The sequence below is a fragment of the Collimonas sp. OK607 genome, assembly GCF_900111995.1.
Taxonomy (GTDB): Bacteria; Pseudomonadota; Gammaproteobacteria; order Burkholderiales; family Burkholderiaceae_D; genus Collimonas.
Window position 1 is genome coordinate 1 of the sequence record NZ_FOKF01000022.1, and the last position, 24,106, is coordinate 24,106.

Below are 24,106 nucleotides of genomic sequence, written 5' to 3' on the forward strand. Positions count from 1 at the left end.
AAGGAAACGGTGGAGCGCAGTTTCGCCGATGCTAAGCAGCTACATGGCCATCGCTACGCAAAGATGCGTGGCTTGCGCAAGCTCGCCGAGCAGTGTCTGTTGGGGGCGGCTTGCCAGAATATGAAGAAGATCGCGCTGCTGCTGGCGCGGCTTTTAGCTTCTTTAAACGTCCATTTCGACCGCGCATACGTCTTTATGTGCCATTTCCTCTTGTATGGTGCCTTCTTCTGCCGATTGCCTGTTTTTTTAGAGGCGCGACCCAATTCAAACCACAAAAAATAAAACCCACCAAAAAATGGTGGGTTCGTCAGCAACCTGAGGACGGCAATGCCGTCCTTTTTTTTCGGAGCTAATCGTTTTCTGATTAGTTCTTCGACTGGTCAACCATTTTGTTCTTTTTGATCCAAGGCATCATGCCACGCAGTTGCTCACCAACTTGCTCGATCTGATGTTCTGCAGTGATGCGGCGACGGGAAATCAGGGTTGGCGCGCCAGCCTTGTTTTCCAGGATGAAGCTCTTCGCATATTCACCAGTCTGGATGTCCTTCAGAACCTGACGCATTGCGTTCTTGGTATCTTCTGTAACAATCCGCGGGCCAGTGACATATTCGCCGTACTCAGCGTTGTTGGAGATCGAGTAGTTCATGTTGGCGATACCGCCTTCATAGATCAGGTCAACGATCAGCTTCAGTTCGTGCAAGCATTCGAAGTAAGCCATTTCCGGCGCGTAGCCAGCTTCGACCAGAGTTTCAAAACCAGCCTTGATCAGTTCAACTGCACCGCCGCACAAAACAGCTTGCTCGCCGAACAAGTCGGTTTCGGTTTCTTCGCGGAAGTTGGTTTCGATGATGCCGGCACGGCCGCCGCCATTGGCGGTTGCGTACGACAAGGCGATATCGCGGGCGCTACCGGATTTGTCTTGATAAACGGCGATCAGGTGCGGCACGCCGCCACCTTGGGTGTAGGTCGCACGGACTGTGTGGCCTGGCGCTTTTGGCGCGATCATGATGACGTCGAGGTCGGCACGTGGCACGACTTGGCCGTAATGCACGTTGAAGCCGTGGGCAAACGCCAATGTTGCGCCTTGCTTGGCGAACGGTGCGACGTTTTCTGCGTAGACTTGAGCAATGTTTTCATCTGGCAGCAAGATCATGATGACGTCGGCTGCTTTCACTGCGTCGTTGACTTCAGCTACGTTCAGGCCGGCATTCTTTGCCTTGTCCCACGATGCGCCGCCTTTACGCAGGCCGACTGTGACCTTGACGCCGGAATCGTTCAGGTTTTGCGCGTGCGCATGGCCTTGGGAACCGTAACCGATGATGGCAACGTTCTTGCCTTTGATCAGGGAGAGGTCGCTGTCTTTGTCGTAGAAAACTTTCATTTTTAATCCTATATATGTAATTTGATGTTTAAGTTCATTGCACTGAACATTTCAGCGCGCCGTCTTGTTCTTTGCTTAGACTTTGAGAATGCGTTCGCCGCGACCGATGCCGGAACCGCCCGTACGGACAGTTTCCAGAATCGCTGCACGATCGATCGAATCGATGAATGCGTCCAGCTTGCCCTTGTTGCCCGTCAGTTCCAGGGTGTAGGACTTGTCGGTGACGTCGATGATGCGGCCACGGAAAATATCCGCGGTGCGCTTCATCTCTTCACGTTCCTTGCCGACCGCGCGCACCTTGATCAGCATCAGCTCGCGTTCGATATGTGCGCCTTCGGTCAGGTCGACCACTTTGACGACTTCAATCAGACGGTTCAGGTGCTTGGTGATCTGTTCGATCACGTCATCCGAACCGCTTGTCACGATGGTCATGCGTGACAAGGTCGCATCTTCGGTCGGTGCGACCGTCAATGTCTCGATATTGTAGCCGCGGGCCGAAAACAGACCGACCACGCGCGACAAGGCGCCCGCTTCATTTTCCAGCAATACAGAAACGATATGTCGCATGATTACAGATCCTCCGAACCGAGCAGCATTTCAGTCAAGCCCTTGCCCGCCTTGACCATAGGCCAGACGTTTTCGGTTTGATCCGTAATGAAATTCATGAATACCAGGCGATCCTTCATGCCGAACGCCTCTTTCAGTGCACCGTCCACATCGGCCGGATTTTCGATCTTCATGCCGACGTGACCGAACGACTCGGCCAGCTTGGTGAAGTCCGGCAGCGAATCCATGTAGGACTCGGAATAGCGCGAACCGTAATCGATCTGCTGCCATTGACGGACCATGCCGAGGAAACGGTTATTGAGCAGAATGATCTTCGGCGTCAGGTGATATTGCTTGCAGGTAGCCAGTTCCTGGATACACATCTGGATCGATGCTTCGCCGGTGATACAGGCCACGGTCGAACCCGGATTGGCCATCTGCACACCCATCGCATACGGCAAGCCGACACCCATGGTGCCGAGGCCGCCGGAATTAATCCAGCGGCGTGGCTTGTCGAAGCCGTAATACTGGGCAGCCCACATCTGGTGCTGGCCGACGTCGGAGGTGATGAATGCATCGCCGTCGGTGATCTGCCAGACCTTCTGTATCACGGACTGCGGCTTGATCACTTCTTTCGAATCGGCAAATTTGAGGCAATCGCGGCCGCGCCATTCGTTGATCTGCTTCCACCAGTTGGACAGGGCCGGAGCATTTGGCCGGGTCTCGGCAGCATCCAGTTGCGCCAGCAGTTCTTGCAGCACATCCTTGACGTTGCCGACGATAGGAATATCGACCTTGACGCGCTTGGAAATCGACGACGGATCGATGTCGATATGGATGATCTTGCGCGAGACCGAGGTGAAATTCTTCGGGTTGCCGATCACACGGTCGTCAAACCGGGCGCCGATCGCGATCAGCACATCGCTGTTCTGCATCGCCATGTTGGCTTCGTAAGTACCGTGCATGCCAGGCATGCCGACAAACTTGTCGCTGGACGACTTGTAACCGCCGAGGCCCATCAAGGTGGTGGTGCATGGGTAACCCAGGCGATCCACCAGCTTGTTCAGCTCAGGCGAAGCATTCGCCAGGATCACGCCGCCGCCGGCATAGATCATCGGCCGTTCGGCTGTCAGCAATAATTGCACCGCCTTGCGGATCTGACCGGAATGACCCTTGTCGACCGGCTTGTAGGAACGCATTTCGACTTCCTTCGGATAGTCGAAAACGTGGCGGTGCATGGTGATGTCTTTAGGGATATCCACCAACACCGGGCCGGGACGGCCGGTACTGGCGATAAAGAACGCCTTCTTGATGGTCGATGCCAAATCCTTGACATCCTTGACCAGGAAGTTGTGCTTGACGCACGGGCGTGTAATACCAACCGTGTCGCATTCCTGGAACGCATCTTCGCCGATCGCATAAGACGGCACCTGACCCGAAATCACCACCATCGGGATCGAGTCCATATAGGCCGTGGCCAGGCCGGTCACCGCATTGGTGACGCCAGGACCGGACGTGACAATAGCCACGCCAACCTTGTTCGAACTGCGGGAATAGGCATCGGCTGCGTGAATCGCAGCTTGCTCATGACGTACCAGGATATGCTGGAATTTTTCTTGCTGGAAAATGGCGTCGTAGATGTACAACACTGCGCCACCGGGATAACCGAACACATGTTCGACACCCTCTTCTGCCAGGCAGCGCACGAGAATTTCCGCGCCGGTAATAGGCAAATTTGTATCTTTGTTCATGATGACTAGATCCTTTCAAGGTCCATTGGAAATTGATCGGATGCTCTTTCCTGACGAAATGGCGCAGCGTACCAGTGCCACGGCGTCCCTTTTTTGTGCGATCACGTCATTCCGTTGCGTAGCCGTAGATACGATTCAAAATGGCGCTAAACGCTACTCGTTCGGCCGAAAATTCTGATTCCACCGCTGCCTGTTTCTCGCGCTTGTGGCACGGGTTGGAGCAAACAGCTTACAAATGTAAAGCATGCCTTTCTGTTGAACAACATCTTGAGTCGTCAGCGAAAAGGCTTGCACTTCAGGATTCTGAAGTGGATAGCTACCATAATGCGTAGTTTCATTCCGGTCAAGCCAAATTACATGAAATCCAAGTTAAATCGTGTCTTTTGCTGTAGATTTGCCCACAACCCGCCCCTTTTTTGCTAGGATTCGGCCAGTCTGGAAATTTATTGCAAGCCATTGTTTTCATTGTTGCTTGTATTGTTTATCCGGACGCAGGCCAAGGGCGGCAAGCGTAGACGAGTCAACATCGGGGTCCGTCCCAGGCGTGATCGTATTCCGACTCGCAACAGAATCTTGAATTAGCAGTAGGTAGTTAGTGTATGACCCAATTCGCCGCGAAGCATGGCCACAGATAAAGAACTTTCCGATTTCCTTGAAAACGTAGAACGCCGGGCTTTCAAGCAGGCGGTGTACGCCGTCCGCAAGGACGAATCCGCCTTGGACATCGTCCAGGACGCCATGATCAAACTGGCGGAAAAATACGGCGATAAACCGGCGGCCGAGCTGCCGATGCTGTTCCAGCGCATCCTGCAGAACACTATCCATGACTATTTCCGCAGGGAAAAGGTACGCAATACCTGGGTCAGCCTGTTTTCCAGCATGGGGCACAACAATGCCAATGACGAGGATTACGACGTCCTGGAAACCTTCGAGTCGGATGAAGATTCGCAAGCGACCGAATCCAGCGCCAACAAGCTGGAACGTGAGCAAATTCTCAATATGATCGATGAGGAAGTACAGAAACTCCCTGCGCGTCAACGAGAAGCCTTCCTGATGCGTTATTGGGAGGACATGGATGTTGCCGAGACCGCGGCCGCAATGGGATGCTCGGAAGGCAGCGTAAAAACGCACTGCTCTCGCGCAACGCACACTCTGGCGCTATCGCTCAAGGCCAAAGGAATCAGTTTATGAACACTAAAGAAATCAATTTCGCTTTCAAGGTGCGGCACGCACTGAATGAAAACCTGGACAATTTGCCAGCCCCTACCGCTGACCGCCTGGCTGCTGCCCGCAAGGCGGCGATGGCGCGCAAGAAAAAAGATGCCCCGACCCGTGTGCTGGCGCGCCAAGGCGTATTGGCAGGCCACGCCGGCAGTTTCTTCGGCGACCGCCTGTCCTGGCTGATGCGGATCGGCGTTGCCGCACCAATTCTGGTCGGCGTGGTGCTGCTGTCCGGTTTGTATCAATATGAACAGCAACATCGGATTACTGCCGCCGCCGATATCGATGCCGCCATGTTATCGGACGAATTGCCGCCATCGGCCTACCTGGACCGCGGTTTTAGCGCCTACCTCGCCCAGCAGCAAGAACAATGACGTCAAACTCTTCCTCCAATACGAGCGCCCGCAAGCTAACCATCAACATGTTAGGCAGCCGCCGCAAGCGTTTCATCGGCGCCGCGTGTGCGTTGCTGGTGACCGGCGCCGCAGCGCTGGCAGTACTAGGCCCGGTTGCGCCGACCCAGGCCGCCGGCCGCCCGGCTGCCGCCAGCGTCAAGGAAGTCCCGAGCACCCCCGCTGGCAACCAGCCCAAGATGACCAAGGTGGTGAATAGTGCGGCTCCTACCTGGAATGAGCTGAGCGCCGTCCAGAAACATGTCCTGGAGCCGCTCGCCCCCGACTGGGATAAATTAAAACCGACCACCAGGAAGAAGTGGCTGGAAATCAGCAACCGCTACGCCAGCATGACGCCGGCCGAGCAGGAAAGATTGCAGGCCAGGATGCGCGGCTGGGTGACATTGACCCCGGAGCAGCGCCGTATCGCCCGTGAAAACTATGCCCGCGCCAACAAGCTTGATACCGAGCAAAGAGCGCTGCGCTGGCAGCAGTATCAGCAATTGTCGGAGCAGCAAAAGGAAGAGCTGGCTGAACAGGCAACACCGCGCCACAAACGGGTAACCACCTTGCCGCCTGCCACGCTCAACAAATCCAAACCGGCAGCGCCAGCCAAACTGCCCCCCCCTGCGAACCAGGAACAGACTGCAGTAGTCACACCGACACCAGCGCCTCCATCGGCACCGGTGCCAGCACCTGCAGCGGCTCCAGCGCCGACGCTGGCGCCAGCCACGAAATAAACATTTTGAATCCTGCCGCAATCGACCAGCTTGCCAGCCAACAGCAGACGCCATCGCTGAAACGCCGCTTCGGCAGCATCATGTATGAAGCCATGCTGCTGTTCGGCATCCTGTTCATTTCGGGATGGATTTTTTCCACCTTGCTGCAGCAGCGCAACGCGCTTTACCTGCGTCACGGGCAACAAGCCTGGCTATTTATCGTACTCACCCTGTATTTCGTCTGGTCCTGGAGTCATGGCGGACAAACACTGGCCATGAAAACCTGGCGTATCCAGCTGGTCAACCGCGACGGCAGTGCGGTCAAGGCCGGCCGTGCCGCCATCCGTTTCCTGCTCAGCTGGTGCTGGTTCCTGCCCGGACTGGCGCTGGCCTGGGCGCTAGGCGCGCATACCTGGATGCTGGTATTGATCCCGGCGGCGAATTTCGTGCTCTGGGCCATGACTATCTATCTCGATCCGCAACGGCAATTCCTGCATGACCGTATCGCAGGCACCAAGCTGGTGAATATGGCGGAAATCGTCAAACCCGCCGGCAGACACAAGTGGTATCACTAAACTATCCAAAGCCCTTGTAGGGTGGGCACGCCTTTGTGCCCACGCGGGCTCCGCATTTGCCATCCAGCGTGGGCACAAAGGCGTGCCCACCCTACACCGCAGCCGCTCGCTTAGAGCGGCTTTGTTTCTTCTAACAGGGCAAGTAATTCCAGCTCGGAAAACCCGGCCGCCCTCCTCGCTTCCAGATTGAATGGCCCACGCAATATCGGCGCCTTGTGCTTCAGCGCCAAGGCTGAAAAGGTTGCCAGCGGCTCCAGCTGACGCGCCTCGCACAGCCAGCCATACCAGTGGTTGCCGATCGCCACGTGGCCAATCTCGTCGCGCAGGATAATGTCGATGATCGCCGCCGCATCCTCGTCGCCGGCCTGCGCCAGCTTGGCGCGTGTGCGTGGTGATGCGTCCAGGCCGCGTGCTTCCATCATGCGCGGCACCAGCGCCATCCTGGCCAGGATGTCATGACTGGTTTTCTCCGTCAGTTCCCACAAGCTGTTGTGCGCCGAAAAATCGCCATAGGCAAACCCCAGCGTCTGCAGGTGACTTGCCAACAAGCTGAAGTGATAAGCTTCTTCCCTGGTGACACGCAGCCAGTCGACGTAATAATCTTCCGGCATCCCGGTAAAACGCCAGATGGCGTCGAGCGCCAGGTTGATGGCATTGAATTCGATGTGCGCCAGCGCATGAATCATGGCGGCACGCCCTTCCAGCGAAGCCATGGAGCGATGCTTGACTTCGCGCGGCGGGACCAGCGCCGGCAGTTGCGGGCGCCCGGGTATGCTTAAGGTTGCGCTCAGCACGCGCTGCTTATCCAGTGTCATTTCGGCATTTTTCCAGCCTGCCGCCATTGCCTCGACCCCGGCTACCTTGGCGGCAACATCAGCCTCGCAGAGCCAATGCAGGGCTGCACCACGTAGCTCCGGCTCATCCGGCGTTACGAGAAAGGGAGAATGGTTCATGTTGACAGCGGTAAAATGGCGCTACTGTTGAAAAATCGCACTTCGGACATATCTACACACATTAAATAAGCATCCAGCAAAAGGGCATCACGCAGGCCCGGCAACCAGCATTCTACGGAGATTTATGGCCATCTACCAATTGGGCGAACATGCCCCCGACATCGACCCTTCAGCATACATTGCGCCGTCTGCCAATCTGATCGGCAAGGTCAGGATCGAAGCCGACGCCAGCATCTGGTTCGGCGTCACTATCCGTGGCGACAATGAATTGATTACGGTCGGCCAGGGCAGCAACGTGCAGGAAAGCAGCACGCTGCACACCGATATGGGTTTTCCGCTGACACTCGGAAAGAACGTCACCGTTGGCCATCAGGCAATGTTGCATGGATGCACGATTGGCGATGGTGCATTGATCGGAATCCAGGCGGTCATCCTGAACGGCGCCAAAATCGGCAAGAATTGCCTGGTCGGCGCCGGCGCGCTGGTTACCGAAGGCAAGGAATTCCCGGACAACTCGCTGATTATCGGCTCACCGGCCAAAGCCGTGCGAACCCTGAGCGAGCAAGATGTTGCGGCGCTGGCCGGCAACGCTACGCATTATATAGAACGCGGGCTAGAGTACAAAACGGGCCTGAAGCAAATCGGATAAGCAGTTGCCAATAAAGTAATACTCAAGCAGAGAATCGGCAACAAATTAGCAGCAACAAATTAGCGGATAAAAAATATGGACGTAACAAAAATGATGGATGCCGGCGAACTGCACGGCGATAGCGACTCACTTCAGAAATTCATGGTTGAGAACGCTGCCGTGCGTGGCGAACTGGTACAGCTGTCTGCCACCTGGCAGCAAACGCTGACGCACCGCCAGTACCCGGCGCCAGTCACGACTTTGCTGGGCGAAATGATGGCTGCGGCAGCGCTGCTGTCCGCCAATTTGAAATTCAACGGCGTCATCGTCATGCAAATATACGGCGACGGCCCGATCCGGCTGCTAGTGGTTGAATGCGATTCACAACTGCGGATGCGCGCCACGGCAAAGCTCGCGCCCGATGCCGTGATCGACCCGGACGCTACCATGTCGCAGCTGGTTAATCTGAATGGCCAGGGGCGTTTTGCCATCACGCTGGACCCGCAGGATAAAATGCCCGGCCAAAAGGCTTATCAAGGCATCGTCCCGCTGGATGGCGAGAGCATCGCCACCGTCATCGAAAATTATATGCTGCGCTCGGAACAGCTCGATACCAGGCTCTGGCTGGCAGCTGACGACAAAGTTGCACGCGGTTTGCTGCTGCAGAAATTACCGAATCACGGCGGCATCGATGTGCCCGTCAACGACGATCTGGAAACATGGAATCGCTTCTTGGCGCTGGGCGGTACTTTACGTCCTGAAGAAATGCTGGCAACCGATATCCAGACACTGCTGCGCCGCCTGTTCTGGGAAGAAACCATCCGTGTTTTCGAACCGCAGCAACCCAGCTTCCAATGCAATTGCTCACGAGAGAAAGTCGGCAACATGTTGAAAATGCTGGGTCAGCCCGAGATCGAGGAAGCCCTTGCCGATTTGGGCAAGCTGGCGGTGGATTGCGATTTCTGCGGCAAGCATTATGAATTCGACAAAGTCGATTGCGCACACCTGTTTGCCAGCGCGGCGCCGGTTGAAGCGTTGCTGCCTACAGGCAGCAGCAAGCACTAAAGGTAAGTACTAAGGGCTGATATGGAGATGCAAGAGATCAGGGCTCTGATTTCTTGTTCGTTTCGGTTGGCACCGCGACCGCGACCGTCTTTTCTATCGCTGCCAGTGCCGCATTTGGCGGAGCCGGCGCATCTGCCGGATTGCCGTTCGGATCGAGAATCTGTATGAAAATCTCGTTTTGCTTGATCATGCCCAGCTCGGTGCGCGCCCGTTCTTCGACCGCACCGGTGCCTTCTTTCAAATCATGTACTTCCGAATCCAGCTTGGCATTGCGGGCTTTCAGTTCGTCGACCTTGTCATGGGCAGCATGCACTTGCTGATCCATGTCCCACACACGCAGCCAGCCGCCCTTGCCTAGCCACAGTGGGTACTGGACCAGTATCAGCAAAGCGGTCAGGAAAATGGCAATCAGGCGCATTGTTTGGGGGTGGGTCTACCGTCTTATCTAATCTAGTCAAACGCGGGGTGGGTAGTCATACCCACCCCACTCTCTAATCAGTTGAGGAAAGAGTCGCCCAGAAGAGGGTCATTCGCCACGCTACGGTGGCTCTTAAACTCTTTCCCCAATTTGTTACTTCAGATTATAAAACGCGCCACGGCCAGGATAGCTGGCGATGTCGCCCAGATCTTCTTCAATGCGCAGCAACTGGTTGTACTTTGCCATGCGATCCGAACGCGACAACGAACCGGTCTTGATCTGCAAGGCATTCATACCTACCGCGATATCGGCAATGGTCGAATCTTCAGTCTCGCCCGAACGGTGCGAGATCACCGCGGTGTAGCCGGCGCGCTTGGCCATTTCAATCGCAGCGAAAGTTTCGGTCAAGGTACCGATCTGGTTGATCTTGATCAGGATCGAGTTGGCGATATCTTTATCGATACCTTCCTTCAGGATCTTGGTATTGGTGACAAACAGGTCGTCGCCAACCAGCTGGATTTTCTTGCCCAGCGTTTCTGTCAGCAGTTTCCAGCCGTCCCAGTCGTTTTCGGCCATGCCGTCTTCGATGCTGATGATCGGGTACTTGTCGCACCACGATGCCAGCAAACCGGTGAATTGCGCGCCGGTCAAAGTCATGTTTTCGCCGGCCAGGACGTAGCTGCCGTCTTTGTAGAATTCGCTTGCAGCGCAATCCAGGCCCAAGGCGATCTGGGTGCCTGGCTCGTAGCCTGCGGCTTCGATTGCCTGGATGATCAGTTTCAGTGCATCTTCGTGGCTAGCCAGCGATGGTGCAAAACCGCCTTCATCGCCAACCGAGGTTGCCAGGCCCTTGTCGTGCAAGATTTTCTTCAGCGCGTGGAATACTTCAGCGCCGTAACGCAGCGCTTCGCGGAAGCTAGGTGCGCCGACCGGGATGATCATGAATTCCTGGATATCCAGGTTGTTGTCGGCATGCTCGCCACCGTTGATGACGTTCATCATCGGCACAGGCATTTGCATCGCGCCGCTGCCGCCGAAATAACGGTACAGAGGCAAACCGGCTTCTTCTGCCGCCGCTTTGGCAACTGCCATCGATACTGCCAGCATGGCGTTAGCGCCCAGGCGGCTCTTGTTTTCAGTGCCGTCGAGATCGATCAGGGTGCGGTCCAGGAACGCTTGTTCGCTGGCGTCCAGGCCCATGATGGCTTCGGAAATTTCAGTATTGATATGCTCGCAGGCCTTCAACACGCCCTTGCCGCCGTAACGGCTCTTGTCGCCGTCGCGCAGTTCGATCGCTTCGCGTGAGCCGGTGGAAGCGCCGGACGGTACTGCTGCACGCCCCATGACGCCGGATTCCAGCAAGACGTCGCATTCGACTGTCGGATTACCGCGCGAATCAATAATTTCGCGGCCAATGATGTCAACGATTGCACTCATGTATTTCCCTATCAAATAAAAATATGCGCGATATTAAAACCATTTACGGGGTCAAACTGCTGGCGCTGCCACTTGTGTGTATAGCGGAAGCGATATAGTCAAACGACTCTAGCGAGCCCGACCCCAAGCAATCAACCGAAATTGCTTTCGATAAAGCCATTCTTTTTGACGACCCGATCCAGGTCTATCATGGTCGACAACAATTCTTTCATACGTCCCAGCGGCACCGCATTCGGTCCGTCGGATTTAGCTTCTGCAGGATTCGGATGGGTTTCCATGAACACCCCGGCAACGCCGACCGCAATCGCAGCCCGTGCCAATACCGGCACGAATTCACGCTGACCGCCGGAAGTGCTGCCCTGGCCGCCCGGCAATTGCACCGAGTGGGTAGCATCGAACACTACCGGGCAACCGGTTTCGCGCATGATCGCCAGCGAGCGCATGTCGGATACCAGGTTGTTGTAACCGAACGACGCACCGCGTTCGCATGCCATGAAATTATCTTCCGGCAGGCCGGCTTCACGGGCAGCGGCACGCGCCTTGGCGATGACATTGATCATGTCGTGCGGCGCCAGGAACTGGCCTTTCTTGATATTCACCGGCTTGCCTGATTGCGCGCAAGCATTGATGAAATCAGTCTGGCGACAGAGGAAAGCCGGTGTCTGCAAGACATCGACCACCGCCGCCACCGGCTTGATTTCATAGATTTCGTGGATATCGGTCAGTACCGGCACGCCGATTTGCACTTTGACGTCAGCCAGGATCTCCAGCCCTTTTTCCATGCCGAGGCCGCGGAAAGAAGTGCCGGACGAACGATTCGCCTTATCGAAAGACGATTTGTAAATGAAGTTGATGCCCAGCGCGCTGGTGATCTCTTTCAATTGTCCGGCGGTATCGAGCGCCATCTGGCGCGATTCGATAACGCACGGGCCGGCGATCAGGAAAAACGGTTGATCCAGACCAACATCAAAGCCACAAAGTTTCATGTTCTTTCCTTACGCTGCGGTTGCAGTATTAGCTTGCTTGTGCGCCAACGCAGCCTTGATGAACGAAATAAACAGCGGATGTCCATCGCGCGGAGTCGATTTGAATTCCGGGTGATATTGGACACCAACGTACCAAGGGTGGGCATTATCGCCGTTGCGTGGCAGTTCCATGATTTCGCACAGGCCTTCGGTCGGCGTACGGGCCGACACCACCAAACCGGCCGCTTCGATACGGTCCAGGTAATGGTTGTTGGCTTCGTAACGATGACGATGGCGTTCGGTCACGGTCGGACCGTAGATTTCAGAGGCCAGCGTATCCGGTTTGACATCGCAGGTTTGCGCGCCCAGGCGCATGGTGCCGCCCAGATCGGAGTTAACATCGCGCAACTCTACCTTGCCATCGTGATTTTGCCATTCGGTGATCAAGGCCACTACCGGCTGATCGGTTTGCGCATCGAATTCAGTCGAATTAGCGAGCGGCAGGCCGGCCTTGCCGCGTGCATATTCAATCAGTGCAACCTGCATGCCGAGACAGATGCCCAAATAAGGAATCTTGCTTTCACGGGCGAAACGGGCCGCCGCGATCTTGCCTTCGACACCACGCTTGCCAAAGCCGCCTGGCACCAGGACCGCATCGTACTTGGCCAATGCGCCAGTACCGTTGGCTTCGATTTCTTCGGAGTCCAGGTATTCGATGTTGACCCGGCTGCCGGTATGGATACCGGCGTGGCGCAACGCTTCAGTCAGCGACTTGTACGATTCGGTCAGGTCGACATATTTGCCGACCATGCCGATAGTGACTTCGTAGGTTGGATTTTTCAGCGCGTGCACCAGCTTGGTCCAGACCGAAAGGTCGGCCGGCCTAGGCGACAGGCCCAGCTTTTCGCAGACGATCGCATCCAGCCCCTGGTCGTGCAGCATTTGCGGGATCTTGTAGATAGTGTCAGCGTCCCACACCGAAATCACGGCGTCTTCCTGGACGTTCGAGAACAAGGAAATCTTGGCCCGTTCGTCGTCAGGAATCGGACGGTCGGCACGGCACAGCAATGCATCTGGCGAAATACCGATTTCGCGCAGTTTCTGCACACTATGCTGGGTCGGCTTGGTCTTCAATTCACCGGCCGATACCAGATATGGCACCAGGGTCAGGTGGACGAAAGCGGCTGCATTGCGGCCCGCACGCAGGCTCAGCTGACGCGCTGCTTCAAGGAACGGCAAGGATTCGATATCACCGACAGTACCGCCGATTTCCACCAGCGCCACGTCGAAACCTTCGGCGCCGCGATAGATGTAATCCTGGATTTCATTGGTGATATGCGGAATGACCTGCACCGTCTTGCCGAGATACTCGCCCCGGCGTTCCTTCCGGATCACGGATTCGTAGATCTGGCCGGTAGTGAAATTATTCACCTTCTTCATCTTGGCCGTAATGAAGCGCTCATAGTGGCCGAGATCGAGATCGGTCTCTGCGCCATCGTCGGTCACAAACACTTCGCCGTGCTGGAACGGGCTCATGGTGCCTGGATCGACGTTGATGTACGGATCGAGTTTAAGAAGGGTGACTTTAAGGCCGCGCGATTCTAATATCGCGGCGAGAGAGGCGGCTGCAATCCCTTTACCAAGGGATGAGACAACGCCACCGGTAACAAATACAAACTTAGTCATTACGGAAGGTGCCGAACGGCACATGCGGGAAATTCGAATTATACATCAAACAGCCGTCGCGACAGCCGCCGGTGTTCCTAAAAATCGCTGCTTTTGTTGCCAGGCCCAAGATAAACCCGTGACCCCCTACTACAATCACTAAGCCGATGCCTGCGTGAAATTGTGCTTCATGTGATAATTCGCGACTTCCGCCTCGGCCTATCAATGCTTCCCTGATTTTAATGCTGACAGTGCCTGCCCCGCCATTACTCCGTTCAAGTGTTGCGCCAAAGTCGCGCCGCCAGAAACTCGACGCCTGTAACCCATTTTATAAATGCATTTCATATGAATAAGCTCTTCGGCGATCTCCCCGAGGACGACGGCCTGCCCGGAGCAACGCGCCGGGTGGCGATTATCGTCGTCATTTTTGGCACCAGCATGAGCGTGCTGGACGGCTCTATCGTCAATGTTGCACTGCCCACGATTGCGCGCAGCCTGCAGGTCGATGCGGCTGCCGCCGTATGGATAGCCAACGCCTACATCCTCGCCGGCGCCATCACCATGGTCGCTTTCGCCTCGCTGGGCGAGGTGCTAGGCTTTCGCCGTGTATATATGAGCGGGATCCTGGTATTCACCCTGGCTTCGCTGGGTTGTGCGCTGTCGCCCTCGCTGGCGATGCTGACCGGCATGCGTTTTTTACAAGGTCTGGGCGGCGCTGCCGCCATGAGCATCGGTCCGGCGCTCTACCGCAATATATTCCCTACCCGCCTGCTGGGAGCGGCGTTAGGCGTCAACGCCCTGGTGGTGGCCTCCTCTACTGCTGCCGGCCCGGCGATTGGCGGCCTGATGTTGTCTGTGCTGAGCTGGCCGTGGCTGTTTGCGATCAATGTCCCGATCGGCATTATCACGCTGTTGATGGCATGGAGCGTGCTGCCGCGCGATCCGGGACGCGGCGGCAAATTCGACGCCATCGGCGCCGTGCTCTCGGCAGTGGCCCTGGGCACCTTCGTCATGGCCGTCGACGGCTTGGCGCGCCACGACAGCTGGGGCAAGGAAATGCTGCTCTTCGCGATCGCGCTGGTTTCAATTGTTTTATTTATCATTAGACAACGACGTTACACAGCACCGTTACTGCCACTTGATATTTTTGCATCACAACGGTTTTCCATGGCGGTAGCTACTTCGCTTTGCTCTTTTGTCGGCCAGGGAATTGCCTTTATTGCACTACCATTCCTGTTTCAGGGCGCCTATGGCTATAGTCCATTGGTATCGGCAGCCTTATTTACGCCGTGGCCGGTGGCGATTGCCATCACGGCGCCGATCGCCGGCCGCCTGGCCGACCACTATTCGGCATCGCTGCTATCAACCTGCGGCCTGCTGGTGCTAACGCTAGGCCTTGTCTTGCTAGCCTGCCTCGGCGAACACGCTTCGATACCGGATATCTTGTGGCGCGCCTTTGTGTGCGGACTTGGTTTCGGTTTTTTCCAAAGCCCCAACAATCGCGAAATGCTAAGCAACGCACCGCGTGCGCGCAGCGGCACCGCATCCGGCATGCTGGCGATTGCCCGCACTTTCGGTCAATCCCTTGGCGCAGCGCTGGTCGCCGTGGTGCTGGCGGCAACCAGCATCGCCCAGGCTTCCGCCGACACCGCGCATATCGACGCCAGCGCGGTCCATTTGTCGCTATGGCTGGCGGCAGGCGCAGCCTTGCTTGCCACTGTCATCAGCGCACTAAGAATCAAGCACGGGCGAAACTGACAGAATTGTCATATTTGCGACAGCATCAGGTACTGCAGCAGGACTTAAAGTAAGTCCTGAATAATGCCCGATGCTGCGATTGTTGTGACTGTTGCGATTATTGCAACCGCTGCTTGTTCGCCGCTCGGACATTCCATCCGATGTTCCGAACGTCAGACCAAGCAGACTCATGAATTTCTCCTTTCCCCCAAGATCCCAGCGTTCGTTTGCAACCAGCGTCATGGCTGCAGCAGTGGCGCTATCACTGACAGCATGCGCAGTCGGCCCCGATTATGTGCGGCCGTCGATGGATGTGCCTGCCAGCTATAAAGAGAGCGGTCCGTGGAAACAGGCACAGCCGCAGCCAATCGACAGCAGCAACTGGTGGGAAGTGTACGGCGACGCCACCCTGAACAGCTTGATACAGCAAGCTAACCAGGCCAACCAGAATATTCGCCAGGCGGAAGCCCAGTATCGCCAGGCGCGCGCTGCCGCCGATGCGGCACGTGCCGGTTTCTGGCCGACGATCGGCGTCAACGCCGGCGTCGACCGCGCCCTCAGCAACACTAACGGCATCAAGCTCAGTAATGGCTACACCGCTGGTGTACAAGGCAGCTGGGAGCCAGATGTCTGGGGTAGCGTGCGGCGTTCGGTGGAAGCCGGCGACGCCGGTACCCAGGCGAGCGCCGCCGACCTGGCCGCCGCTCGCCTCAGCATCCAGGCAACCTTGACGCAAGACTATCTGCAACTGCGGATTACCGATCTGCTGAAAGATTTGTATGCGCGCACCACTGCCGCCTATACCCGCTCGCTGCAACTGACCAAGAGCCAGTACGCCGCCGGAGTCGCGCTGCGCTCAGATGTGGCGCTGGCGGAAAGCCAGTTGAAAACCGCCGAGGCGCAAGCCATCGACTTGCAAGCGCAGCGCAGTCAGCTGGAACACGCGATTGCCATCCTGACCGGCAAGGCGCCTTCCGGATTCAATTTGACCGCACTGCCGGCCGACACCCAAATGTTAAGCAAAATGCAGGCAGGTTTGCCGCCGGTTCCAACCGGCCTGCCTTCGGATCTGCTGGAACGCCGGCCCGATATCGCCAGCGCAGAACGTCACGTTGCGGTTGCCAACGCCAACATCGGCGTCGCCAAGGCCGCCTTTTTCCCGGCATTGACGCTGAGCGCGAGCGGCGGCTTCAACAGCGCCAGCCTGGCGCAGTGGTTCAACACGCCAAGCCGGGTCTGGTCGCTCGGCGCGGCGCTGGCAGAAACCATTTTCGACGGCGGCTTGCGGCGCGCGCACAGCGCTGGGGCAATTGCCGCGTATGACGTCGCGGTAGCGCAATACAAGCAAACCGTACTGGGCGGCTTCCAGGAAGTCGAAGACAACCTGGCCACGCTGAACGTCCTGGCTCAAGAGGCGATCGCCCAAAACCAGGCGGTGCAAGCCTCGCAGCTGGCAGAACGGCTGGCGCTCAGCCAGTATCGCGCCGGCACTGCGACTTATCTGACCGTGGTCACGGCGCAAACGCTTTCCCTGAGCAATGAACGCACTTTGGTGCAACTGCTTGGACGCCAGTTGCTGGCGAGCGTGGCCTTGATCAAGGCCGTCGGCGGCGGCTGGGATGCCGGCCAGCTGAGCGGCGCCGAGCGCCCAAGCCAGACTCCAGCGGCACAGCAGGCACAAAACAATACGACCAACTAATTCTCCGAGCAGACAACATGACCACCACACTTTCCAAACCACGTTCAACGCTGCTCATTACCGCCGCGATACTGGTCCTGATCGGCGCTGCCGGCTGGGGCATCGTACACAAGGCCAGCGCCGTCTCTGCGCCACCCGCCGCAGCCAACGCCATATCGGTCACCACCGCAGCCGTCAAGCAGCAAGATATGCCGATCTACCTGACGGGAGTCGGCACCGTCACCTCGAATGCCAGCGTCACTGTCAAGGCACGTATCGACGGCCAGCTGGACAAGGTCGGTTTTGTCGAAGGCCAGGACGTGAAGGCCGGCCAGTTGCTGGCGCAAATCGATCCGCGCACCTTGCAGGCGCAACTGGACCAGGCCGTAGCGCAAAAGGCCAAGGACCAGGCGCAACTGGCAAATTCCAGGCTCGATCTGCAACGCTACACCACGCTGGTGCAACAGGATGCCGCGACACAACAGACGCTGGATGCAACGCGCGCGCAAGTGACGCAACTGCAAGCCGCGGTGCAAGCCGACGAAGCGCAGATCAACTACGCCAAAGTACAACTCAGTTTTACCCGCATCCTGGCGCCGATCAGCGGCCGGGTCGGTGCGCGATTGGTTGATCCTGGCAATATCGTCCACGCTGCCGATGTCAATGGCCTGGTGGTGATCAATCAAATCGACCCGATTGCAGTCGTGTTTACGCTGCCGGAAGAAACCTTCCAGAACATCAACACTGCCTTGCATGGCAGCCAGAAACCGTTGAGCGTGCAAACCTTCCCGCGTAACAGCACCACCATGCTGGCCCAGGGTAATCTGGCATTGCTGAATAACCAGATCGACACCAGTACCGGCACGGTGCAGCTGAAAGGCATTTTCCAGAATCCGTCGCATGTGTTGTGGCCGGGCCAGTATGTCAACGTAAGGCTGGTGCTGGGCGATCGCAAACAGGCGTTGACGATTCCTGCAGCGGCAGTACAACGAAGCCAGGACGGCACCTACGTCTACGTCGTCGATGCCGACAATACGGTAAAGAATCAGCAGATTCAACTGATCAATATCCAGGACAACGTAGCCGTGATCGACAAGGGGTTGAATCCGGGGCAACGGGTGGTGGTCGATGGCCAGTACAAGCTGAAGCCCGGCATCAAGGTCGCCGAAGCCGGCGCTGCTGCCAGTAGTACCGGCACCGTACCAGCTCCAGCCGCCAAAGGGGCAAGCAATTGAGCATCTCCGCGAACTTCATTAAACGCCCGATCGGCACCACGCTGCTCGCTATTGCGATATTCCTGATTGGCGCTGCGGTGTGGCCGCTGCTGCCGGTGGCGCCGTTGCCTCAAGTCGATTTCCCGACGATCCAGGTTTCCGCCAACCTGCCCGGCGGCAATCCGGAAACCATGGCATCGAGCGTGGCGCAGCCGCTGGAACGGCAATTCTCATTGATTGCCGGTTTGTCGCAGATGACCTCGACCAGCACGCTCGGCTCTACGCAAATTACTTTGCAGTTCGACCTCAACCGTAGCATCGACGCTGCCGCGCTGGATGTGCAGGCCGCGATTACCGCTGCCAGCGGCCAGCTGCCGGCTAATCTGCCGAGCCCGCCGACGTTCCGCAAAGTGAACCCGGCCGATTCGCCGATCCTGGTGATGTCGGTGCAATCGGACGCGTTGCCGCTGATCCAGGTGAACGACTATGCCGATAATATTCTGGCGCAGCAGATTTCGCAGATTCCTGGCGTTGGCCTGGTCAACATCGGCGGCGTGCAAAAACCGTCGGTGCGGATCCAGGTAGATCCGACCAAACTGGCAGCGATCGGCATCAGCCTGGAAGATATTCGCGGCGTCATCGCCAGCCTGACTGTCAATCAGCCGAAAGGCACGGTAGACGGCGCCAAGCAAAGCTTCACTGTCTACACCAACGATCAGCTGCTGAGCGCAGAACCATGGAACGACATGGTATTGGCTTATAAGAACGGCGCTCCGATCCGGGTGCGCGACATCGGCGTCGCGATTGATGCGGCGGAAAACCTCAAGGTTGCCGGCTGGGCCTTTGCCGGTGCCGCCGCACCGGCCGCCAACACGATTACCAACGGCCGCTCGATCGTGCTGGCGGTGACCAAGCAACCTGGCGCCAACGTGATCGAAACCGTGGATCGCATCAAGGCTGCCCTGCCGCGCCTGCAAGCGGCGATTCCGCCGACAGTGCACGTCAATACCTTGATCGACCGCACCCAGACCATTCGCGCCTCGGTGCTGGATGTGGAATTTACGCTGGTGCTGACCATCGCGCTGGTGGTGCTGGTGATCTTCCTGTTCCTGCGTAACATCCCGGCTACCTTGATCCCGAGCGTGACCGTGCCGCTGGCGCTGCTCGGCACCGCAGCTGTCATGTACCTGCTCGGTTTCAGCCTCGATAATTTGTCGCTGATGGCACTGACCATCGCGGTCGGTTTCGTAGTCGACGATGCGATCGTGATGCTGGAAAATATCTATCGATATGTCGAAGAAGGCATGTCACCGATGGAGGCCGCCTACAAGGGTGCGGGAGAAATCGCCTTTACGATTATTTCGATCTCGGTTTCGCTGGTTGCCGTGTTTATTCCGCTGCTGCTGATGGGCGGTATCGTCGGCCGCCTGTTCCGTGAATTTGCTATCACCGTGACATTGACGATTGCGGTATCGGTCGTCATTTCGCTGACGCTGACGCCGATGCTGTGCTCGCGCTTCCTGAAGCCACATAGTGCTGAATCGCATGGCCGCATGTATCAGATGTTCGAACGCGGCTTCGATGCCATGCTCAATGGCTACAAGCGCGGCCTCCATGTCGTGCTGCACCATCAGTTCATTACCCTGATGGTGTTTTTCGCCACTATGGCGGCTACCGTGGTGTTGTTCATCGTGATCCCGAAAGGCTTCTTCCCGCAGCAAGATACCGGCTTCGTTTACGGCTTTGCCGAATCGGCGCAGGATTCGTCGTTTTCTTCGATGAACAAACGCATGCTGGCGCTGGCCGATGTGGTACGCAAGGATCCTGATGTCACCGGTTTCGGCATGAGCGGCGGCTTCAGCACATTCAATACTGGTAATTTTTTCATCAGCCTGAAACCAAAAGATGAAGGACGCACCGCCAGCGCCGACGAAGTGATTGCACGCTTGCGGCCGCAACTGGCCAAGGTGCAAGGGGTCAACCTGTTCCTGCAAGCGGGCCAGGACATCAACGTCGGCGGCCGTTTGTCGCGCACGCAATATCAGTACACGGTGACGGACTCGAACCTGGACGAACTGAACGTCTGGGCGCCGAAGCTGATGAACCGTTTCCGCCAATTGCCGCAACTGACCGATGTCGCTTCCGACCAGCAAAACGCAGCTGCGGCAGCCAACCTGACGATCGACCGGGCGCGCGCTTCCAGCTTCGGGATTTCACCGGCGCTGATAGACTCGACCATCTACGATGCCATAGGCCAGCGCCAGGTCGCCCAATATTTCACGCAGATCAACAGCTATCACGTGATCCTGGAAGTGACGCCCAAGCTGCAGCAAGATCCCGAGCTGTTCAGCAAGCTTTACCTGACCTCGCCGATCACCGGGCAGCAAGTGCCGCTGTCGACCTTTGTCACCGTCGATACCAGCAAAACCTCGTATCTGGCAATCAGCCATCAAGGACAGTTCCCGGCCGTGACGATTTCCTTTAACCTGGCGCCGAATGTGGCGCTTGGCGAAGCAGTCGATGCGATCCAGAAGGCCCAGCACGAGATGGGCGTGCCGGACACCTTGACGGGTGCTTTCCAAGGTACCGCCAAGGCGTTTGGCGATTCGCTGTCGTCGCAGCCGTATCTGATTGCAGCCGCGCTGGTTGCGGTGTATATCGTGCTCGGTTTGCTGTATGAAAGTTATATCCACCCGCTGACGATCTTGTCGACCTTGCCTTCAGCCGGTGTCGGCGCCCTGCTGATCTTGATGATGGGCGGTTATGATCTGAGTGTGATTGCATTGATCGGCATCATCCTGCTGATCGGTATCGTCAAGAAAAACGGCATCATGATGATCGACTTTGCGCTGACTGCGGAACGCGAGCACGGCATGAAACCGGAGGAAGCGATCTACCAGGCTTGCCTGCGCCGTTTCCGGCCGATCATGATGACAACCATGTGCGCGCTGCTGAGTGGTTTGCCGCTGATGCTGGGTCACGGCGCCGGCTCGGAATTGCGGCGTCCGCTGGGTTATGCGATGGTGGGCGGCCTGGTGCTGTCGCAGGCGCTGACCTTGTTCACGACGCCGGTGGTCTATCTGTACCTGGACCGGGCCCACTACTGGTACATGAGCCGCAAGGAAGCGCGGCAGGCACGCAAGGCAAATAAAGCCGGTATTGCTACAGATATCGGGACGGCAAGCGTGATAGATTCAAAGTAATGCGTCGAAGTAATTCGTCGAAATAATGCATCAACATGATGTACCGAAATAAAATAGTAAAACGTCTTCCTGCATATCGATCTGTTCCTGGCGATATGCGGGAGACTAGCCAGGAGACAGGCCGCACATGAAAATCCTGATCGTCGAAGATGAACAGAAGACGGCCGACTACCTTTGCAAGGGGTTGACCGAGCAGGGTTGCGCTGTCGATGTCGCTCATAACGGCGTCGACGGCCAGCACCTGGCTTTACAGCATGACTACGACGTCATCGTGCTCGACGTCATGCTGCCCGGCATAGACGGCTTTGCGGTATTGCACGCCCTCCGCGAAATCAAGCAAACCCCGGTCATCATGCTGACTGCACGCGATCGCGTGGAAGATCGCATCAAGGGCCTGCAAGGCGGCGCCGACGATTATCTGGTCAAGCCGTTTTCGTTTCTCGAATTGCTGGCGCGCCTGCAAGCGCTGACGCGGCGCGGCCGCGCTTTGGAGCCGGCGCAATTACGCATCGCCGATCTGCAGATCGACCTGATCAGCCGCAAAGCCTATCGCGCCAATGTCCGTATCGACCTCACCGCCAAGGAGTTTTCCCTGCTGGCGGTACTGGCGCGGCGCCAAGGTGAAATCCTGTCCAAGACGGCCATCGCCGAACTGGTTTGGGACATGAATTTCGATAGCAATACCAACGTCGTCGAAGTCGCCATCAAGCGCTTGCGCGCCAAGATCGATACGCCGTTCAGCCCCAAGTTGCTGCATACGATACGGGGCATGGGTTATGTTCTGGAACCGCGGGAAGCGCAGGAATCGCAGGAACCGCGCACCCAGGAAAGTAACCAATGAAGCGTTCGATCACCGTCCGCCTGGTAGCGATGTTCGCTTTGGCCGCGTTGCTGATTTTTTCCCTGATCGGCAGCGCGCTGTATGGCGTGCTGCGACGTGAACTGGCGCGTCACCAACAGGATGAGCTCAACACGCGATACCTGGACACCAGTTACATGATCGGTCACAACGGCGACCCGGCACGGTGGCCGCGGGTTCAGGCCAAGCTGGATACCCTGTCGCCAGCCGACGGCAGCATCCGTTACTGGGTGCTAGGCGACGATGCGCGTTTTCAATATGGCAAAGGACTGGCTGAAATCGAACAGCTGGACCGTAATCCGAATGGCATGGGAGTCATGACGCTGCACGGTCGCGAGTATCCGATGCATACCATGATCGGTACGATCGAGCCATTCCAGGACCGGCCTGCGGTGCGCCTGATCGTAGCAGTCGATGCCGCACCTTACATGCATACCCTGCATGCCTTCATGACGGCACTGGTCGGCCTGTCTCTGCTGGGTGTGCTGCTGGTCATGCTGCTGGGTTACTGGATCGCGCAGGTCGGCTTGCGGCCGCTGAAGCAACTATCCAGCGCCGCCCAATCGCTCGGGCCCAAAACGTTATCGCAGCGTTTGCAAATTTCCCAGCTGCCGGGCGAATTGTCGGATTTGACGATTGCCTTCAACGGCGCCCTGGAACGTATGGAAGGCGCTTACAACCAGCTCGAAGCCTTCAACGCCGATGTCGCGCATGAACTACGCACACCTCTGGCAAACCTGATCGGCGAAACCCAGGTAGCATTGTCACGGCAACGCACCGCGCCGCAATTCGAGGAAGTGCTGCAGTCGAACCTGGAGGAACTGGAACGTTTGCGTTCGATCATCAACGACATGCTGTTCCTGGCCCGCGCCGACCAGGGTGAAGCCGCCACCAGCCTGGTGCGCACCTCGATCGCGCTGGAAATCGGCAAGACCGTGGAGTTCTTTGAATTCGTTCTGGATGATTTGAAAATGGCGGTCACGGTCGATGGCGATATCAACGCCGAAGCCTCCATCGAAACCTCGCTGTTCAAGCGCGCCATGAGCAATCTGCTGCATAACGCGATTCAGCACTCCGACCCCGGCGCCGCAATTGCGGTCAAGATCACGCAGCAGCCTGCGGCGATCCAGATTGCTGTATCGAATCCCGGCAAACCGATCGCCGAGAATCATCTACCACGCCTGTTCGATCGTTTCTATCGGGTCGATGCTGCCCGCAACGACACCAATCAAAGCCAGCTGCACGGCCACGGCCTGGGGCTGGCAATCGTCAAGGCGATTGCCAAGATGCATGGCGGAGGCGTGTTTGCCAGCAGCGTCGACGGCATAACGACGATAGGCTTCAACATTCCTGCCGGCGATGCGGTAACGCACTGAAATAGCCTGCAGGCTTGTATAGATGGTAACGCCTGGAAAATAAGGGGTGTTGCGAGGATGTAAAGCGGGCGTGAAACGAGACTAGTGCGGAGTAGTACAGAAATAGTACAAAGGATAGAGGCGAGCCTTGTCTGCGGCACTTGCAGGAAATGGCTGTGGCTGCTTCGTTCCCGACCTGACCAGGTTGACCACGCCACAATGCGCAGGGGCCCGCCGGGGTGAATTGTACCGCATTGCGGCATTGCTGGCAGCGTTTTTTCATCCTTGCTGCCAGTTTCCCCTGCACTTCCTGCAACCTAACCTGCAAACCCCGCCTTACAAGA

21 protein-coding genes and 1 other RNA gene are annotated in these 24,106 nt (G+C 57.1%); 13 read left to right on the top strand and 9 right to left on the bottom strand.

Annotation, left to right across the window (positions count from 1 at the left end; all coding sequences use genetic code 11):
• The coding region (locus BM029_RS26310; protein WP_244545077.1) for a transposase at positions 1 to 282 on the top strand (282 nt) is incomplete at its 5' end.
• An 82-nt stretch (positions 283 to 364) separates the two neighbouring features.
• Here BM029_RS26310 and ilvC read toward each other — a convergent pair.
• From ilvC to BM029_RS15480, 3 genes are all read right to left on the bottom strand, one after another.
• Positions 365 to 1,381 carry a ketol-acid reductoisomerase gene (gene ilvC, locus BM029_RS15470; protein ID WP_092437502.1) on the bottom strand — a complete coding sequence of 339 codons (1,017 nt, stop codon included), beginning with the start codon at positions 1,379 to 1,381 and terminating at the stop codon, positions 365 to 367.
• Between the two features lie 75 nt (positions 1,382 to 1,456).
• Positions 1,457 to 1,948 carry an acetolactate synthase small subunit gene (gene ilvN / locus BM029_RS15475; RefSeq protein WP_014005248.1) on the bottom strand — a complete coding sequence of 164 codons (492 nt, stop codon included), beginning with the start codon at positions 1,946 to 1,948 and terminating at the stop codon, positions 1,457 to 1,459.
• Positions 1,949 to 1,950: 2 nt separating this feature from the next.
• Positions 1,951 to 3,678 (bottom strand): acetolactate synthase 3 catalytic subunit, encoded by a 1,728-nt coding sequence (locus BM029_RS15480; RefSeq protein WP_092437504.1) that lies wholly within the window; start codon positions 3,676 to 3,678, stop codon positions 1,951 to 1,953.
• Between the two features lie 621 nt (positions 3,679 to 4,299).
• Here BM029_RS15480 and BM029_RS15485 point away from each other — a divergent pair.
• From BM029_RS15485 to BM029_RS15500, 4 genes are read left to right on the top strand one after another with little or no spacing between them, the layout of a single operon-like run.
• Positions 4,300 to 4,869 (top strand): RNA polymerase sigma factor, encoded by a 570-nt coding sequence (locus BM029_RS15485; RefSeq protein ID WP_092413402.1) that lies wholly within the window; start codon positions 4,300 to 4,302, stop codon positions 4,867 to 4,869.
• The gene (locus BM029_RS15490; RefSeq protein WP_092437506.1) at positions 4,866 to 5,273 is read left to right on the top strand and encodes a DUF3619 family protein; all 408 of its coding nucleotides are present in this window, start codon (positions 4,866 to 4,868) and stop codon (positions 5,271 to 5,273) included. Before BM029_RS15485 ends, BM029_RS15490 begins: the two co-directional genes overlap by 4 nt.
• On the top strand, positions 5,270 to 6,031 hold the full coding sequence (locus BM029_RS15495) for a DUF3106 domain-containing protein (RefSeq protein WP_244545078.1): 762 nt from the start codon (positions 5,270 to 5,272) through the stop codon (positions 6,029 to 6,031). The genes BM029_RS15490 and BM029_RS15495 overlap by 4 nt, the downstream gene beginning before the upstream one ends.
• Before the next feature lie 5 nt (positions 6,032 to 6,036).
• Positions 6,037 to 6,585 carry an RDD family protein gene (locus BM029_RS15500; protein ID WP_092437508.1) on the top strand — a complete coding sequence of 183 codons (549 nt, stop codon included), beginning with the start codon at positions 6,037 to 6,039 and terminating at the stop codon, positions 6,583 to 6,585.
• A gap of 110 nt (positions 6,586 to 6,695) precedes the next feature.
• Here the strand turns inward: BM029_RS15500 and BM029_RS15505 are convergent, their stop codons facing one another.
• Positions 6,696 to 7,538, bottom strand: coding sequence for a ferritin-like domain-containing protein (locus BM029_RS15505; RefSeq protein WP_092437510.1), 843 nt, complete (start codon positions 7,536 to 7,538; stop codon positions 6,696 to 6,698).
• Positions 7,539 to 7,662: 124 nt separating this feature from the next.
• Here BM029_RS15505 and BM029_RS15510 point away from each other — a divergent pair, with 124 nt between their 5' ends.
• Complete coding sequence (locus BM029_RS15510) at positions 7,663 to 8,187, top strand: gamma carbonic anhydrase family protein (protein ID WP_092437512.1); 525 nt, start codon at positions 7,663 to 7,665, stop codon at positions 8,185 to 8,187.
• Between the two features lie 75 nt (positions 8,188 to 8,262).
• Complete coding sequence (gene hslO, locus BM029_RS15515) at positions 8,263 to 9,231, top strand: Hsp33 family molecular chaperone HslO (protein ID WP_092437514.1); 969 nt, start codon at positions 8,263 to 8,265, stop codon at positions 9,229 to 9,231.
• Positions 9,232 to 9,268: 37 nt separating this feature from the next.
• Here the strand turns inward: hslO and ftsB are convergent, their stop codons facing one another.
• The 4 genes from ftsB to BM029_RS15535 all read right to left on the bottom strand — a co-directional run bounded on the left by ftsB (position 9,269) and on the right by BM029_RS15535 (position 13,737).
• Entirely contained in the window at positions 9,269 to 9,649 is a 381-nt protein-coding gene (gene ftsB, locus BM029_RS15520; protein ID WP_092413415.1) for a cell division protein FtsB, read from the bottom strand.
• Positions 9,650 to 9,802: 153 nt separating this feature from the next.
• The gene (gene eno, locus BM029_RS15525; protein WP_092413417.1) at positions 9,803 to 11,086 is read right to left on the bottom strand and encodes a phosphopyruvate hydratase; all 1,284 of its coding nucleotides are present in this window, start codon (positions 11,084 to 11,086) and stop codon (positions 9,803 to 9,805) included.
• Positions 11,087 to 11,217: 131 nt separating this feature from the next.
• Complete coding sequence (gene kdsA / locus BM029_RS15530) at positions 11,218 to 12,072, bottom strand: 3-deoxy-8-phosphooctulonate synthase (protein ID WP_092437516.1); 855 nt, start codon at positions 12,070 to 12,072, stop codon at positions 11,218 to 11,220.
• Positions 12,073 to 12,081: 9 nt separating this feature from the next.
• Positions 12,082 to 13,737: a CTP synthase gene (locus BM029_RS15535; protein WP_092437518.1), complete on the bottom strand. Its 1,656-nt coding sequence runs from the start codon at positions 13,735 to 13,737 to the stop codon at positions 12,082 to 12,084.
• Between the two features lie 324 nt (positions 13,738 to 14,061).
• On the opposite strand from BM029_RS15535, the gene BM029_RS15540 reads away from it, so the two are divergent.
• From BM029_RS15540 to BM029_RS15565, 6 genes are all read left to right on the top strand, one after another.
• Positions 14,062 to 15,474: an MFS transporter gene (locus BM029_RS15540; RefSeq protein WP_092437520.1), complete on the top strand. Its 1,413-nt coding sequence runs from the start codon at positions 14,062 to 14,064 to the stop codon at positions 15,472 to 15,474.
• Between the two features lie 169 nt (positions 15,475 to 15,643).
• A complete protein-coding gene (locus BM029_RS15545) occupies positions 15,644 to 17,152 on the top strand; it encodes an efflux transporter outer membrane subunit (RefSeq protein ID WP_092437522.1) in 1,509 nt (502 codons plus the stop codon).
• Positions 17,153 to 17,169: 17 nt separating this feature from the next.
• On the top strand, positions 17,170 to 18,366 hold the full coding sequence (locus tag BM029_RS15550; RefSeq protein WP_092437524.1) for an efflux RND transporter periplasmic adaptor subunit: 1,197 nt from the start codon (positions 17,170 to 17,172) through the stop codon (positions 18,364 to 18,366).
• On the top strand, positions 18,363 to 21,548 hold the full coding sequence (locus tag BM029_RS15555) for an efflux RND transporter permease subunit (protein ID WP_092437525.1): 3,186 nt from the start codon (positions 18,363 to 18,365) through the stop codon (positions 21,546 to 21,548). Before BM029_RS15550 ends, BM029_RS15555 begins: the two co-directional genes overlap by 4 nt.
• A 127-nt stretch (positions 21,549 to 21,675) precedes the next feature.
• Entirely contained in the window at positions 21,676 to 22,389 is a 714-nt protein-coding gene (locus tag BM029_RS15560; protein WP_092437527.1) for a heavy metal response regulator transcription factor, read from the top strand.
• Positions 22,386 to 23,783 carry a heavy metal sensor histidine kinase gene (locus tag BM029_RS15565; RefSeq protein WP_092437529.1) on the top strand — a complete coding sequence of 466 codons (1,398 nt, stop codon included), beginning with the start codon at positions 22,386 to 22,388 and terminating at the stop codon, positions 23,781 to 23,783. The genes BM029_RS15560 and BM029_RS15565 overlap by 4 nt, the downstream gene beginning before the upstream one ends.
• A gap of 116 nt (positions 23,784 to 23,899) precedes the next feature.
• Here the strand turns inward: BM029_RS15565 and ffs are convergent.
• An RNA gene (gene ffs / locus BM029_RS15570) (signal recognition particle sRNA small type) lies at positions 23,900 to 23,998 on the bottom strand.
• Positions 23,999 to 24,106: the final 108 nt, after the last annotated feature.

Coding starts and splice junctions, on each gene's coding strand:
- BM029_RS15495 (WP_244545078.1), top strand. CDS start 5,270: ATGACGTCAAACTCTTCCTCCAATACGAGCGCCCGCAAGCTAACCATC.
- BM029_RS15540 (WP_092437520.1), top strand. CDS start 14,062: ATGAATAAGCTCTTCGGCGATCTCCCCGAGGACGACGGCCTGCCCGGA.
- BM029_RS15535 (WP_092437518.1), bottom strand. CDS start 13,737: ATGACTAAGTTTGTATTTGTTACCGGTGGCGTTGTCTCATCCCTTGGT.
- kdsA (WP_092437516.1), bottom strand. CDS start 12,072: ATGAAACTTTGTGGCTTTGATGTTGGTCTGGATCAACCGTTTTTCCTG.
- BM029_RS15560 (WP_092437527.1), top strand. CDS start 21,676: ATGAAAATCCTGATCGTCGAAGATGAACAGAAGACGGCCGACTACCTT.
- eno (WP_092413417.1), bottom strand. CDS start 11,086: ATGAGTGCAATCGTTGACATCATTGGCCGCGAAATTATTGATTCGCGC.
- hslO (WP_092437514.1), top strand. CDS start 8,263: ATGGACGTAACAAAAATGATGGATGCCGGCGAACTGCACGGCGATAGC.
- BM029_RS15565 (WP_092437529.1), top strand. CDS start 22,386: ATGAAGCGTTCGATCACCGTCCGCCTGGTAGCGATGTTCGCTTTGGCC.
- BM029_RS15510 (WP_092437512.1), top strand. CDS start 7,663: ATGGCCATCTACCAATTGGGCGAACATGCCCCCGACATCGACCCTTCA.
- ilvC (WP_092437502.1), bottom strand. CDS start 1,381: ATGAAAGTTTTCTACGACAAAGACAGCGACCTCTCCCTGATCAAAGGC.
- BM029_RS15505 (WP_092437510.1), bottom strand. CDS start 7,538: ATGAACCATTCTCCCTTTCTCGTAACGCCGGATGAGCCGGAGCTACGT.
- ilvN (WP_014005248.1), bottom strand. CDS start 1,948: ATGCGACATATCGTTTCTGTATTGCTGGAAAATGAAGCGGGCGCCTTG.
- ftsB (WP_092413415.1), bottom strand. CDS start 9,649: ATGCGCCTGATTGCCATTTTCCTGACCGCTTTGCTGATACTGGTCCAG.
- BM029_RS15550 (WP_092437524.1), top strand. CDS start 17,170: ATGACCACCACACTTTCCAAACCACGTTCAACGCTGCTCATTACCGCC.
- BM029_RS15485 (WP_092413402.1), top strand. CDS start 4,300: ATGGCCACAGATAAAGAACTTTCCGATTTCCTTGAAAACGTAGAACGC.
- BM029_RS15490 (WP_092437506.1), top strand. CDS start 4,866: ATGAACACTAAAGAAATCAATTTCGCTTTCAAGGTGCGGCACGCACTG.
- BM029_RS15545 (WP_092437522.1), top strand. CDS start 15,644: ATGAATTTCTCCTTTCCCCCAAGATCCCAGCGTTCGTTTGCAACCAGC.
- BM029_RS15480 (WP_092437504.1), bottom strand. CDS start 3,678: ATGAACAAAGATACAAATTTGCCTATTACCGGCGCGGAAATTCTCGTG.